Source organism: Cyclobacterium sp. (genome assembly GCF_014762705.1).
Taxonomy (GTDB): domain Bacteria; phylum Bacteroidota; class Bacteroidia; order Cytophagales; family Cyclobacteriaceae; genus Cyclobacterium.
This window is the reverse complement of record NZ_JABURL010000086.1, coordinates 41,500-56,385: the sequence shown is the minus strand read 5'-3', so window position 1 is coordinate 56,385 and position 14,886 is coordinate 41,500. Positions and strand designations below refer to the sequence as shown.

8 protein-coding genes are annotated in these 14,886 nt (G+C 46.4%); 6 read left to right on the top strand and 2 right to left on the bottom strand.

What is annotated here, in order from left to right:
• Positions 1 to 375: 375 nt before the first annotated feature.
• Both HUJ21_RS16310 and HUJ21_RS16305 read right to left on the bottom strand, forming a co-directional pair.
• Entirely contained in the window at positions 376 to 2,556 is a 2,181-nt protein-coding gene (locus HUJ21_RS16310) for a penicillin acylase family protein (protein ID WP_291371652.1), read from the bottom strand.
• A 335-nt stretch (positions 2,557 to 2,891) separates the two neighbouring features.
• Positions 2,892 to 3,878, bottom strand: a complete 987-nt coding sequence (locus HUJ21_RS16305; protein WP_291371650.1) for a DUF4097 family beta strand repeat-containing protein — start codon at positions 3,876 to 3,878, stop codon at positions 2,892 to 2,894.
• A gap of 580 nt (positions 3,879 to 4,458) precedes the next feature.
• Here HUJ21_RS16305 and HUJ21_RS16300 point away from each other — a divergent pair.
• The 6 genes from HUJ21_RS16300 (at position 4,459) to HUJ21_RS16275 (ending at position 14,870) form a co-directional block, all read left to right on the top strand.
• Positions 4,459 to 4,698 carry an antibiotic biosynthesis monooxygenase gene (locus tag HUJ21_RS16300; protein ID WP_366483702.1) on the top strand — a complete coding sequence of 80 codons (240 nt, stop codon included), beginning with the start codon at positions 4,459 to 4,461 and terminating at the stop codon, positions 4,696 to 4,698.
• Between the two features lie 134 nt (positions 4,699 to 4,832).
• On the top strand, positions 4,833 to 6,545 hold the full coding sequence (locus HUJ21_RS16295; RefSeq protein WP_291371648.1) for an amidohydrolase family protein: 1,713 nt from the start codon (positions 4,833 to 4,835) through the stop codon (positions 6,543 to 6,545).
• A gap of 69 nt (positions 6,546 to 6,614) precedes the next feature.
• Positions 6,615 to 9,701, top strand: a complete 3,087-nt coding sequence (locus tag HUJ21_RS16290) for a CusA/CzcA family heavy metal efflux RND transporter (protein ID WP_291371646.1) — start codon at positions 6,615 to 6,617, stop codon at positions 9,699 to 9,701.
• A 6-nt stretch (positions 9,702 to 9,707) separates the two neighbouring features.
• Complete coding sequence (locus HUJ21_RS16285; protein WP_291371644.1) at positions 9,708 to 10,931, top strand: TolC family protein; 1,224 nt, start codon at positions 9,708 to 9,710, stop codon at positions 10,929 to 10,931.
• Between the two features lie 232 nt (positions 10,932 to 11,163).
• A complete protein-coding gene (locus HUJ21_RS16280; protein WP_291371642.1) occupies positions 11,164 to 12,339 on the top strand; it encodes an efflux RND transporter periplasmic adaptor subunit in 1,176 nt (391 codons plus the stop codon).
• 233 nt (positions 12,340 to 12,572) lie between these two features.
• Positions 12,573 to 14,870 (top strand): hypothetical protein, encoded by a 2,298-nt coding sequence (locus tag HUJ21_RS16275; RefSeq protein ID WP_291371641.1) that lies wholly within the window; start codon positions 12,573 to 12,575, stop codon positions 14,868 to 14,870.
• Positions 14,871 to 14,886: the final 16 nt, after the last annotated feature.

The following is a 14,886-nucleotide window of genomic DNA, read 5'->3' as shown; positions in this document are numbered from 1 at the left end:
AATTCAGGACAGGCCACTGACTATCGTCAGGACAAGCTCGGTTTTTTGTCGGCCTTCCCACTTTTCGAATTTAAAGGAAATTCCACATTATATCTTTGAGCCCTGCTGTTCGACATTTGCAATGTTAAACCCCAGATAAAAAGGATTTGCAAAACTGGTTCCGGCCACGATTGTTGAATCGCATCCTTAAACAAAAACCGAACCCGTTAGCACAAAATTTTTTGGTATCAGATGGAAGAATTCCGCTATTTTTTTAGCGCTAAATCCAATGCCGGAAGCAGTTTCAGGGTTATGGAGATGGGCCTTGCCTGAGGCAATCGGATATAGATCGATTACCTTTACCCCGGAATAGGTACCCAGCAGTACCATTGCCAACTATCTCCTTTTACCTGGATGATAGGTTTCCTCCGCCCTTTTTTCCACATCCTCCCGGTAAAAGGCCACCTCTTTGAATTTTCCATCAGCATACATCTGTGCCTGATCGTCGAAATGCGGAGATTTCGGGTCTGCATTCTGACCTCCGGCCAGCAAACTTTTGGCCCTGACCTTTTCACCAAATTCCACTGCTGCTACAAAGCTATTGCCAGAGGACCCGTAGATTTTTTTGGTGTTTTCTTTGGCACTCGCACCAAAGGAGGCCAATGCGCCCCAGCGGCCGGATGCCAGACCCACAGGGAGGCTTTCCTTTTCATCATCAAAGGATAGGTCGATGTCTCCATTTAATCGCTGAAATCGGTTGATTTCCCCCCATTCTGTTTTCCAGGAGCCAAAGTCAGCTTCCAACTGGGCGACGGCCTGTTCAAAAGCAGCAACCACCTCTTCCGGTTCAAAATCCAGGGAGACGCCTGCCTCCTGATTAAATGGGATCAAGGCATAAGAACTACCAATAGACCGGTTAAAGGCCATCCCATAGAAATGAGCCAGGCTCATGGCCACGGATTCCTCGCTGGTCCGGTAGTCCCAATCACGCAGCAAACCAAGAGCTGTAGCCAATTCTCCTTGCGGTTCTCCGACGGTATTATAGGCTTGTAAAAGAATGGGGACAAGGTATTCGAAAGCAGGCAAGTAAGGATCATAGCCCAGGGCAATCAAATCATCCAGGGACAATTCACTGGCTTCCGATAACAATCCAACGGCATGTATGCCTCGAAAGTTTTCGGCATCCGGAGCCATATAATAGGGGTAATCTTCCTTTTTAGGACTAAAAGGACCGGCAGCGGTAAAAGGTGTAGAGTTACAATTCTGTATCCATCCAGTTTGGGGATTATGAATGACGATGCTCTCCTCCACTGTATGCAAACCCAGCCAGTCGGTGGCCGGATTGCTGCCATCTACGGGCCTCGAAAAATCAAAAGCCGTATCTCTTTTGGGAATAAAATTCCCATGAAAATAGGCAATATTCCCTTCGGCGTCTGCGAAAACAGTATTGTTGGAAGAATTGGTCCTGATATCCATCATTTCTTCAAAAGCTTCGTAATTATCCAGTTTGGTCCGGGTAAAGCTTTGTATCAGCGCATTCACAGGATCCCAGTTGATTTTGGTAGCCACCCATTTGTCATCCAGCTGATGGGTTACAGGGCCATGGTGGGTACGGAACATGGTAAAAGACCTTTCTTGCAATCCTTCCGGAGAGCTGTATTTTAGCGTAACCGGAATTTCCTCCACTTTCCTCCACGCATCTCCATAGGCATATTCATAGCCCTCGCCAGACTCCCGTACGGTTTCCATAAACTCATCCATAAAATCCAGGCGGGTGGATGTATGCATCCAGCCTGTTTTTTCATTAAAACCCTGATAAACAAAAAACTGACCCCAGGTAACGGCCCCATAGGCATTCAAGCCCTCTTCACTCACCACATGGATTTCAGGCCGGAAATAAAAAGAGGTGTGCGGATTAATCAGCAATAGGGCATTGCCCGATTTGCTCAATTCAGGTGCGATGGCGATGCCATTGGAACCCTTTGGTTCTGCATAGGGATCAGGGTGTAGCAGCCCATCGCCAAATTCGGAATAGGCCAGGGGCTCCTGATCTTCATAAAAAGCTTGAATTCTTTGGGTGGAAATCCGCTCTATATCTCCCCCAATGGATCCTTCACTGAAAAACATGGGAAACCAGGGTTCATAGTGGGTCAAAACCTGCGGTACTACCTCCGGATGGGTTTCCAAATAATAATTCACCCCATCGGCAAAAGCATCACACAATTCCTGAAGCCATTGGGGCGCTTCCTCATAGGCAGCTTTTGCCTCGGCCTCGGTCATGTAAAGCCTGGCTCTCAGGTCGCTGAAAAGGGCTTCTTCTCCTTCCAGTTCTGCCAGGCGGCCGGTGGCCCAAATGTAATTCCTTTCTACTCTTCTAAAATCATCCTCACATTGGGCATAAAGCATCCCAAAAACCGCATCGGCATCCGTCGAAGCATAAATATGAGGGATACCAAAATCATCCCTGATGATGGTTACCCTCTCAGCCCTTTTTTCCAGGTCATTTGAGGATGTATTGACTGGAGCCTGGCAAGCCCAAAGCAAAAGGGCCAGCAAGGATAATTGTAATTTTCTCATGGTTGGTGGTTAAGCGTTTATACTTGAAGTTACCTCAAATTGGCAAAACTGTTTTGACATGCCTGGTCGCAGACCTGATTTAACTGTCGATCAATAATAGGCAAAAATCATGTTTCAGACAATAAAAAAGAATAATCCCCTGATTTTTTACCTGTAAAAATAAAAAACGGGAATTAAATAGAAAATTTATCTGCCAAAAACAGGCTGATTATTAAAAGTTTACCAAAACTGATTTTTTTTCCCCTTTGGATTATTAAAGGGATATAGGAGTAAACAAGCCAACAGGAAAAGACCCTTGTTTTTCCTGTTGGCTCAAAAAACCTGCTATTTAAATATCAATTTACTATTTCAATTTTTCCGGAACTCACTTCCCCTTTGATAGTATGCGCAGAACCATTCATAATTTTCAAGGTCCCGGATGATTCGCTTTCTCCTACCTTCACCCTTCCGCTACCTGCGTGGATTTCATAATTAAATGCGGAAATATTACTGTTGGTCTGAATGGAAATATTTCCTGAAGAAGCTTTTAAAAAAGTATGTTCACTTAAACCAATATCCCTTCCTGTGGCTTTGCCAGAGCTCAGCGTTACCCTGCCCAAAGCCTCGACCTGTTCCATGTCAATGTTTCCGGAACTCAATTCCGCATTCAAAAGACCCTTTACTCCCTGAAATTCCATATTTCCACTAGATGAAGTAGCATCCAGATTACCATCAACCTGTCTTAGCGTCAATTTTCCAGACGAAAGGTCTGCAATGGTATTACCCTTGATATTGGCTGCCAGCACCTCGCCAGAGCTGGCAGCAAGGTATACTTCGGTAGCTTCCAGATTTCTAGCCCCAACCCTGCCGGAATTTACCTCCAGGTGAATCCTGTCGCCCACTACATTTTCTGCAAAGACTTCACCGGATCCTGCCTGAAGCTGTAAGGACATTTGAATAGGACCGGAAAGCCGGATATGCCCCTCTGATCTGCCCCTTCCCAGGCCATTCTGATCAAAGCTTACATACAGCTTATCCTCTATCACCTGATAAGAGATATTCTTTCCTCCATTGACATTTGACCTGAGTAAAGCATCAAGATAAACATCTTCTTCATCGGGGCTGCCCACATATTCAACAGGTAGAGACCCTGCTTCTACCTCAATGGCAGTAATACCTGCAAAACTTTCTTCATAATCCACCAGCGTTTCCAGTTCCGGATCCAAACAAGAGGTGAATAATATAATGCTGAGCAGCAGTGTCCCGCTGACATTCAAATGCTTTTGGAAAGGGAAATAAAAATTCCACACTTTTTTTTCCAGCTTACCACGTAGTGTTTTCATGAATTCAATCAATAAGTGCTATTAGTTTTTTTTCAAAAGAATTAATCCAATCAAGTGCCAAATTCCAAAAAGCTTTTCTTTTGCGAAATTTAGCCTATTCTACGAATGAACAATTTTTTCAACTGATCGAAAACGGACACAAAAAAATGTTTACCGGACAAAATCAAGGATAAGCCTAAGTAGCTTATAAATAAGCCGAAATCAGGCCGTGAAAGCTAAAACCAGCGAAGTACTCAGAAAACAGGAAAAATTAAACTCCTTGCAAAAGCTTTTCCATCAAAAGATTTCTGACTGAATGCATCTACCTAAAATACACGTTACCCGATTTGCCCCAGGATCCGGAAGTAATCAGACCTGATATTTCCTCAAAATCAGTCCCTAAGCTTTTCTGTTGCAAGGTAGGGCTGGATTTTCCTGCAGTTTCAGTGTTTAGAAAGATTCCTGCTGCATAATCCGGGTTTGATCATTTTTTGTTACTTTTATTGGCATCTGTTATATTGAACCCATGCTATATTTTAAAACTGAATTGGATTAAAAATTAAAAAATAAACTTCCGTTTTTAAAAAAAGTATTTTCGCCCATGATCAGTAATACCCCTCCAGCTCCCTATTATGCGGTAATTTTTACCAATATCCGAACCCCAGGCGATCAGGGTTATGCCGAAATGGCCCAAAAAATGGATGATCTTGCCCGTCAGCAACCAGGGTACCTGGGTCATGAATCGGCAAGAGACAAACTGGGCATCACGGTCAGCTATTGGGAAAGCAGGGAGGCCATCACCGCCTGGAAAAATGAAAGCCAGCACCGCCTGGAAAAATGAAAGCCAGCACCGCCTGGCACAAAAAGCCGGCAGGGAAAAATGGTATCAGCATTTTAAAATCAGAATTTGCAAGGTCGAATCGGATTATGCTTTTTAATCGAATATCCCTTTTCATCCTCACTTACTTTAACCACATGACAAACAAGAATCTTCTATCAATCGGAATTTGCTATCTGATGCTGCTGGGAGCCTGTACCGGACCCAAAGAACAGGCAAGCCATATTTTCACCAATGGCATCATTTACACCGTCTCTCCAGACCAGCCTAAAGTAGAGGCCATTGCCATAAAAGGTGGCACAATCCTTTTCACAGGTAGCCTGGAGGAGGCAGAAAAGTACAAGGGAACAGAAACGGCCGTCATTGACCTGGAAGGTAAAACCATGACTCCGGGATGGATTGAAGGACATGGACATTTCATGGGCATGGGCTACAACGAATTAAACCTGGATTTATCCGACACCAAAAGTTTCAGGGAGATTGCCGAAAGGGTAAAAGTTGCTGCGGAACAGATTCCGGAAGGTGAATGGATTATAGGCCGGGGCTGGCACCAAAGCAAATGGACCGAGTCTCCCGGAGAACAAGTAAACGGATTCCCTTTACACCAGGCCTTGAGTGAAGCCTCCCCGGATCACCCGGTATTTTTGTACCATGTCAGTGGTCATGCAGGCTTTGCCAATGCAAAAGCCATGGAAATTGCGGGCCTGAATCCGCTGGGAAAAGAACAAATGAATGATTCAAAGCAACTGGAAGGAGGCGAAATTATCCGGGATAAAAACGGTAATCCTACAGGCGTTTTCAATGAAAGGGCCATGGGGTTGATCTCCCGGCATATTCCTGAAAGTAGTCCGGAAAAGGACAGGCAGGCATTTGAGTTGGCCCAGGCTGCCTGTTTTCAAAATGGCATTACCGGATTTCATGATGCAGGGATAGGGTCTGCTACCCTTGACCTTTTCCGGCAAATGAAAGCTGAAGGAAAAATGAAGCTCAGAATGTACACCATGATTGCAGGCGGCAACAGGGAATTACTTGAAGAATGGTTCGAAAGGGGACCTGAAATTGATTCCCTGCTCACCATCAGGTCCATCAAATTGAGTTGTGACGGAGCCCTGGGCTCCCGGGGGGCCTGGTTATTGGAAGAGTACAGTGATAGGCCCGGTCATTTTGGTCACGAAACCCTGCCCATGAGTTATGTGCAGGAGGTTGCTGAAAAGGCCCTGCAACACGGATTTCAGGTTTGTTCCCACGCCATCGGAGACAGGGCCAACAAAGAGGTATTGGATAGGTATCAGGCGGCATTTGAAGCTCTGGAGGGAAAAGTTCCTGATCACAGATTCAGGATAGAACATGCCCAGCACCTGCATCCGGAAGACATTCCCAGGTTTGCAGAACTGCGCGTACTGCCAGCCATGCAGGCCATCCACCTCTCTTCAGACAGACCCTGGGCCATCGATCGCCTGGGAGAGCAACGGATTAAAGAAGGAGCATATATGTGGCAGGCGCTTCTAAAAACTGGTATTCCAGTCATCAACGGTACGGATGTCCCTGTAGAACCCCTCAATCCTATGGCTAATTTTTATGCCAGTGTTACCCGAAAAACCCTGGAGGGTAATCCGGATGGGGGTTACGAAGCAGATCAGAAAATGACCCGGGAGCAGGCATTGAAAAGTTATACCCTGGATGCGGCCTATGGCGCCTTTGAAGAAAATATAAAAGGAAGTCTTGAACCTGGGAAATTGGCAGATCTGGTTGTTTTTGACCAGGATATCATGGAAATCCCGGAGGCAGAAATCCTGCAGACAAAGGTTGTCATGACAATAATAAATGGGCAAGTGGTCTATAAACAGTGACATTTATCATGAGGGCAGTCATAATAAAACCCCCAAACAATTTTTAAATTGCAGGAAACAGTTAATTAAATGATCAATAAGATAATCACTTTTAGCGTTCAGCATAAATTCATTATTCTTTTAGCCGTACTGGGCATGATCATTTGGGGACTTTTTTCCTTTCAGCGTCTGTCTATCGGGTCTGTCCCTGACATTACGAGTAATCAGGTTCAGATCATTACTGTAGCCCGAAATCTGGCTACTGAAGAGGTAGAACAATTTATCACTTTCCCAATAGAACTTTCCGTGGCCAATTTGCCCGGCGTGGAAGAAATCAGGTCCGTTTCAAAATATGGCCTATCCACCATTACCGTGGTTTTTGAGGAAGGGATGGGCACCTACCTGCCACGACAATTGATTGGGGAAAAACTGGCGCAGGCCAGCAAAGACATCCCAGCTCATTTTGGCAGTCCTGAAATGGCCCCGATTTCTACAGGACTGGGAGAAATATACCAATATACTTTGGAAACCAAGCCGGGTTATGAAGATCAATATACCGTCATGGACCTGCGGGAAATTCAGGATTGGCTGATCAAGCGGCAGTTGACCGGTATCAAAGGGGTAGTGGAGATCAATACATGGGGAGGTTATCTGAAAGAGTATGAGGTGGCCATGCAGCCGGAAAAACTAAGGAGTCAGGACATCTCTTTATTGGAGGTTTTGGAGGCCCTAAAAGACAATAATGAAAATGCAGGCGGGGCCTATTTGGAAAAAAACCAGTCCAACTACTTTATCCGGGGTGAAGGTATGATTCAATCCCTTGAAGACATCCGGAAAATTGTTGTAACCAATCGAGACGGTTTACCACTTACCATAGGGGATCTGGCAGACGTGCGTTATGGTTATGCCACCCGGTTTGGGGCCATTACAGGCAACGGACAAGGGGAAAAAGTACTCGGGCAGATCATGATGTTGAAAGGTGAAAACTCCTATGCCGTTATCAAAACCGTCAAAGAACGCATTGCCGAAATAGAAAAAATCCTTCCCGAAGGGGTGTATATCAATGGCTTCCTGGACCGCTCGGTGCTTATCGACAAGACCACTTCCACCATACAGGAAAACCTCGTGCTGGGTGCCTTGCTTGTCATCTTCATTCTGGTAATCCTGATGGGAAACTTTCGCAGTGGGTTATTGGTAGCTTCTGTTATTCCACTTTCTCTGCTTTTTGGTATTTCACTGATGAGTCTATTTCAGGTGGATGCCAACCTGCTGAGCCTTGGAGCCATCGACTTTGGAATTTTGATCGATGGAGCGGTAGTGGTGGTCGAGTATGTCGTCTACCAAATGAGTAAAAAGTTTCCCGGATTAAAAGGAAAAGCACAAAAAGAGCAGGTGGACAAGCTGGTTATTGATAGCTCAAACCAGATGATGAATGCAGCCATTTTTGGTCAGATCATCATTTTGATAGTTTTCATTCCCATCTTGAGTTTTACCGGAGTAGAGGGGAAAATGTTTCGACCCATGGCGCTAACCTTTATGTTTATCCTGGGAGGAGCCATGATCCTTTGCCTGACTTATGTGCCGGTTATGGCTGCCCTTTTTGTCCGCCCTTCGAAAAATGAAAAAAGAACACTTTCCGCCAGGATTATCCGAACCCTACACAGTTGGTATGAGCCCGTATTGGTCAAAGCCCTGGAACATTATAAATTCGTTTTAATCACTGCATTGATAGGTTTTGGTATCAGTCTGTTTATTTTTTCGCGACTTGGTGGGGAATTTCTGCCTACACTTGATGAAGGCGATTACGTGATCCAGCCCGTATTGAAGCCGGGCACTTCCTTGTCACAAACCATTGATATCACCACAAAGATTGAAACCATCTTACTGGAGAAATTTCCCGATGAGGTGGAGCAGGTGGTCAGTAGAATCGGAGCTGCTGAAATTCCCACCGACCCCATGTCCATGGAAATGTCCGATATCATTATCAAGCTGAAGGAACCGGTTGATTGGTCAAGGGTAGATTCTAAAACAGAGCTGGCAAACCTTATGACGCAGGAACTCTCCGTCCTCCCTGGCATCACCTACCAGTTTACCCAACCTATAGAAATGCGGTTCAACGAATTACTTACCGGTGTGCAATCGGACCTGGCGATCAAGATCTTTGGGGAGGATCTCGAAACCCTGTATCGCTACGGATTGGAAGCGGCTTCCATTATACGGGATGTAGAAGGAATCGATAATATTAAAGTGGAGCAGTTGGTCGGGTTACCGCAGGTTTCCATTCGCTATGACCGGGATAAACTCGCGCTATATGGTTTAAACATTGCCGATGTCAACCAGGTAATTCGTACCGCCTTTGCCGGGAGCAGCGTAGGCACTATTTTTGAAAACGAGCGCAGGTTTGACCTTGCCCTTCGCCTGGACAGGGAGACCGTGAATACCGAAGTGGTAAACGAGTTGAGCCTGCCGCTGGAAAACGGCGAAAAAATACTATTAAAACAAGTGGCCGACATTAGCTTCCAAGCCGGCCCGGCGCAGATATCCAGGGATGATACTAAAAGGAGAATCGTTTTGAGTCTGAATGCCACCGGAAGGGATGTAGAATCCATTGTCACCGATGTGCAGGCATTGCTGGAAGCTGAGTTGAATTTGCCTACAGGCTATTCTATCGCCTATGGGGGGCAGTTCGAAAATCTGAACGAGGCCCGTGACCGCCTGATCAAAGTAGTGCCCCTGGCCTTATTGTTGATTGCCATTATGCTTTACTTTACCTTTAATTCTGTATCGGAAACGGTTATGGTATTTTTATCCATTCCATTGGCAGTAATCGGCGGAATTGTAGCTCTGTGGATCAGGGGTATGCCCTTTAGTATTTCTGCGGGAATTGGATTTATTGCGTTGTTTGGGATTGCGGTGCTCAATGGTATCGTACTGATCAGTTACCTCAATGACCTGGAAAATAGCGGTGAATCCGATATCCGGAAACGCATTTTGAAAGGCTGCAAAAACCGCTTACGTCCGGTATTATTGACAGCTTCCACTGATATTCTGGGTTTTATACCCATGGCCTTGTCGACCTCAGCTGGTGCCGAAGTTCAACGGCCAATAGCAACAGTGGTAATCGGTGGACTAATCACGGCCTTTTTTCTAACTTTAATTGTGTTGCCAGTGGTGTAATTTGTTGTGAAATCAAAGAAAACAAGGGCCTTTGGCTTAGGAAAAGCCACTTTTTTCCTGATCTTGGTGACCGGGTTTCCCGTGCTTGGTCAGGCTCAGGAAAGTCCAATTCGACCTGACGAAGTGTGGTCCCGGGCATTGGACAACAATTATGAGCTTGCTGCCGCCCGCCTGGAAGTAGACAAGCGGAGCGTCCTGACCAAAACCGCCTGGGACCTCCCCTCCTCTCTATTATTTGTCGGAACCGAAGAAAACCAGCGAAATCTGGAGGGGGACGGGGTGGATGCATTTGGTTTTCAACAATACATTAATTTTCCCGGAGTATATATTGCCCAAAAAAAGGTATTGGAAAAAGAACGTTTGCTCGCGGAAGACACCTACGATTTACAGACACTGGCATTGAAAAAACAAGTGTATAAGGCTTGCTACCAATTGGATTATCTGGCGAAGAAAAAGCAGCAATATGCAGGTTTTGATTCCTTATACCGCAACCTGTTCAGGGCATCCGAAAAGCGGTACACGTCGGGAATGACCAATAAGCTCGCAATGGTAATGGCAAAGGCAAGGTCCGAAAAAATTCGCGTAAACTATTCCCAGATAGACCAACAGATCCAGATTGCTTACCAACAGCTGCAGGAAGTGGTGCAGTCTTCGGATACGTTACGGATCACGGTGCCTCCCCTGGCCTTGGAACTCTCATCACTTCCCAGTCTGAAGGATCATCCCTCCTACGATTATTTGGTTCATCAAAAGGAGCGGTTTGAAGCAGAAAAAAAACAGATGCAAAACAAATTTTTGCCTGGATTTTACCTGCAGTATATGTTTCAGAAAGTGGATGGCGTTAGCGGATTTTTCGGATACCAGGCCGGCATTCAGTTACCACTTTGGTTTGGGCCCACCCGGGCACGGGCGCAATCCGCCCGCTTGTCTGTGTACCAATCCCAAAATAAGATGGATGATCTGAGTATCCGCTGGCAATCGGCAATAAACCAGAAAAGAACAGCCTTGGAAATGCACATCAAAGAGCTCGATTATTATACACGGGAAGCACTGCCACTGGCGAAAGAAATCGTCAGCACGGCTCAAACGAGTTTTGACAAGGGGGAAATAGACTACCTGGAATACATCCGCAGCCTGGAATACGCCACCGAAATCGAATTGGATCATTTAGACCTGATGAATGAATACAACCAAACCCTTCTTGAAATCCGCTATTTTACCTTGCCATGAAATCGGGCATGACAAAAGCGACACACAGAGGAATGCCCCAACAGGCCCGATAGCTATCGGGGGGGTAAACATGCGAGATTCTCCCGAGAGTCGGGACAATTTATGACCACCGAAAAACAAATTATAAGCAGATGAAATCGACACGATTAAAATCATCATTAAACACACAGGGCAATGATGATTTTAATCGTCAAAGATTCCATGTGGCCTATTAAAAACAAATTATAAACACATGAAACGACTTAATCTTTTCATTCCCATTTTAATTATAAGTTGCCAATTCGCCTGCCAGGAGAAGACTAGTAGCGCTGAGGGAAATGTAGATTCTCACGATTCCACTACCCTCAGCGAAGCCAGCGTTCAATTGAGTCCGGAACAAGAAGTCATTACCGGAATCCGTCGGGGAAATTTTCTAAAACAACCCCTGGCTGATTTGGTAAAAGCGCCTGGATTCATCGATTCCCCGCCACAGTACAAAGCTAGTATTAACGCTTTTATCACCGTCTTTGTAGAAAAAATTCACTTTATCGTTGGCGACCGGGTAGCCAAAGGACAGGTGGTAATCACAGCTTCAAGCCCGGATTATGTGTCCCTGCAGCAGCAATACCTGGAAATTCTAAATCATCATGCCAGTCTGAAAAGCGACTTTGAACGCAAGCAAGCCCTGCGGGAAGACAATATTTCGTCTCAAAAGGAATTCGAGGAAGCAAGGGCAGCATTCCAGACGGCCCAGGCAAAAAAATCCGCGCTGGAAAGTAATTTGCAGTTGATGGGTACGGATATTCCCTCCCTGGAGCAGGGTACAATTCAGTCAAAAGTATTTGTAAAAAGTCCTATATCAGGAAAAATTTCCGCCTTACAGACTTCTGTTGGTCAACACAGTGCTCCGCATGAAGTGCTCATGGAAGTGATCAACGCCGAACACCTCCATGTAGAGATGAAAGTTTTGGAACAGGATATTACCAAGTTAAGAGAAGGGCAAGCGGTGGTTTTCACCTTACCTGATTTTGAGGAGCAACTATTTCGGGGACATGTCTATCGGATCGGAAACACCATTGACCCGAAGGCTCGCGTGGTGCAGGTCCACGCTCATTTAGACGAGGAAAACGATTCCTTCCTGCCGGGAATGTATATTAACAGTCATGTGGTAATCAATCAGGATTCCGTATGGTCTGTACCTTCGGATGCCATTGTCCGGGAAGGCAGCGATACCTTTCTTTTTGTATTGCAGGAAACCAATGAATCAGGAAAAGTATACCTGCGAAAACAGGTTCGAACCGGGATCGAAGCCATGGGCTACACGGCCATTTTACATCCTGATGAAGCATTATTTCAAGACAGCGTGGTAGTGGCTGGCACCTATTATTTATCCAATGCGCTAAATGAAGCTGGAGGGCACGATCATTGAAAAAGTTATTCTCCGATCAACTTTTCACTGGTTTTTTCAAAAAGAATGCAGCTAATTTCCTTTTTCAAATGGTAAACCTGAAACCATTCAAAAAACCAGATAACCAATCCTTTATTACCCTGTACAACCTGGCCAGGCATTAGGAAACGACACTTGGAAGTGGCCTTTTTCTTAGGTATGCGGTATAGGATATAGATCGCATCAAGAAACGCCCATTCACAAAAGCTTATTCCATGATTAAATCGCTAAAATGCTATTCTTTTGGTCTTCTTTTAACTATCGTTGGATTACCACTGGCAGCCCAGCAAACCCTATGGGAACCGGTAGCCGACAAGGCATTCCTTCAGGAAAAAAGTGAAATCATTCCCACTGCCACAGCCGTAACACAGGTAGCCCAGCTCGCAGGCCGTTCCTTTGCCGTCTTGAATGGAAAGTTGCAGGAATTAAAAACTGGTCAGCTTCAGCCGCTAGTAAACAGCCCTGCTGGAGTTATTAAGATGGAAGTTTTCGGCAGTAACGCCTGGGTAATGGCTTCTTCCGGTTTTTTCAGGTTTGATGGGAATGATTGGCAAAAAATCAGCGATGACAGCTTTGTTGATGTGTGCCTGCATCTGGACAAGGTGCACGCAGCTACCAGGGATGCCATTTATGTATATGAAGGTGGGAAATTGACCAATATTGAACCTGAAGGCGGATACCTATCCAGTGATGTAACCATGCTGATGGAAGACGGCACCCAACTCCTGGCAGATCCTGTCAAACCGGGTCCCATCACAGCCATCGCCAGCTACAGCGGAACGCTACATATTCTCCAGCCCGGAAAACTGGTACAACTTTCCGGAAAGGTGGTCAACGAGCACCTGATCGACTGGGGCAATTTGCCTTCCAAAAGCACCCACGAACTGCTGAGTATGGGTAGCCGCTTGTTTATCAGTACCGACCGGGGATTGGGCGTACTGAGAGGAGCATCGCTTCAGCAAATCAAAGGAGAAGATGGTCTTCCGGTGGAAGAAACCCGCCAACTGAAGCAGGGATTTGACCGGGATATATGGATCGGTACTCCCAGGGGAGCCATACGCATGCTGGAAGACGACTGGCATTATTTCGGTGCCGATCACTGGCTGCCGGACAACCAGGTCAATGATATTGCAGTGGCAGAAAACGAAGTGCTTATTGCCACGGATGGTGGGATCGGAATTATCCGGTACGAACCATTTACCTTGCGAAAGAAAAGCGATCATTACGAATACTGGCTGGACCAATACGGACATAAGCGGATGGGTTTTATCCATACCATTCATAAATACGAGAATGAATGGGTGCGGGAAATCAGCGATAACGACGGAGCGCATACTGCCACCTACCTTTCGGCCATGAGCTACAAATATGCCGTTACCGGAGAGGAAACAGCAAGGAGAGAAGCGGTGGATGCCTTCCAGGCCATGCTCTGGCTGGAACGGATCACCCCGATCGATGGCCTGATTGCACGATCCATCTGGTCCCGTAAGGGTGATAAAGGAGAAATGGGACGAAGGGGATCCGGCGGCTTGCCTGCCAAATGGAATGCCACCTCAGACAGCCTGTGGTACTGGAAAGGCGATGCCTCCAGCGATGAGATTATTGCGCATTTTTACAGCATGGCCTTGTTTCACGACCTGGCGGCCAAAGGCAAAGAAAAAGAACTGGCCAAAGAGCACATGCGCCGGATTGCCGGATACATCATGGACAACGGCTGGGTTTTGATTGATGCCGATGGCGAACCTACCCGCTGGGGCCGCTGGAACCCCGAATATCTGCTGCGGCCGTACGGCTGGTCAGACCGGGGTGTCAATGGATTGGAAGCGCTGGCATTTTCCTACGCTACCTATGCGCTGACCGGGGAAGAAAGATTCAAAAAAGGCTATGAACAATTGGTGGATTGGGGCTATGCAGAAAACACCATCAAACAAAAAAACACCTTCCCTCCTTCCCAGATTGCCCCCTGGGATGACAATCTGGCCTTTGAGGCCTACAATACCCTGTTGCGCTACGAAAAAGACCCGGACATGCGCTCCATCTACCTGAGAAGCCTGGAAAGGACTTTTGAGATCAAAAGAATGGAAAAGATCCCCTGGTTTAACTTCACCTATGCAGCCATGACCGGCAATGATGCGGACCTGGATGCGGCCGTGCAGCACCTCCGTGAATGGACCCTGGACTGTATCGAGCACAATTACCGAAATTCTCACCGGGATGACCTGTTTGTAGAAGAAGGTTATACCTCCTATGAAGGCGGTGTCAAAGCCATTTCACCCCGGGAGGCGGCCGTCACCCGGGGTGCCAGAAGGGCAATTGTCTTGGATGGTGGGCAAAACAGTAATCGCATCATGGAGCCGGTAGGTTTTATCCGGGATTACTGGATGGGGCGGCATTATGGACTGATTCAGGCGCCCGAAACGGAAGATCCGGAATTGTTGGAAGTGGAAAAAGGTTCAGGGGAAAATTCGGGTGCAGCGCCTTATGCGGGGCCGGATAGGCCGGATTTTTTGTAGAGTAAAGTGAAAAACA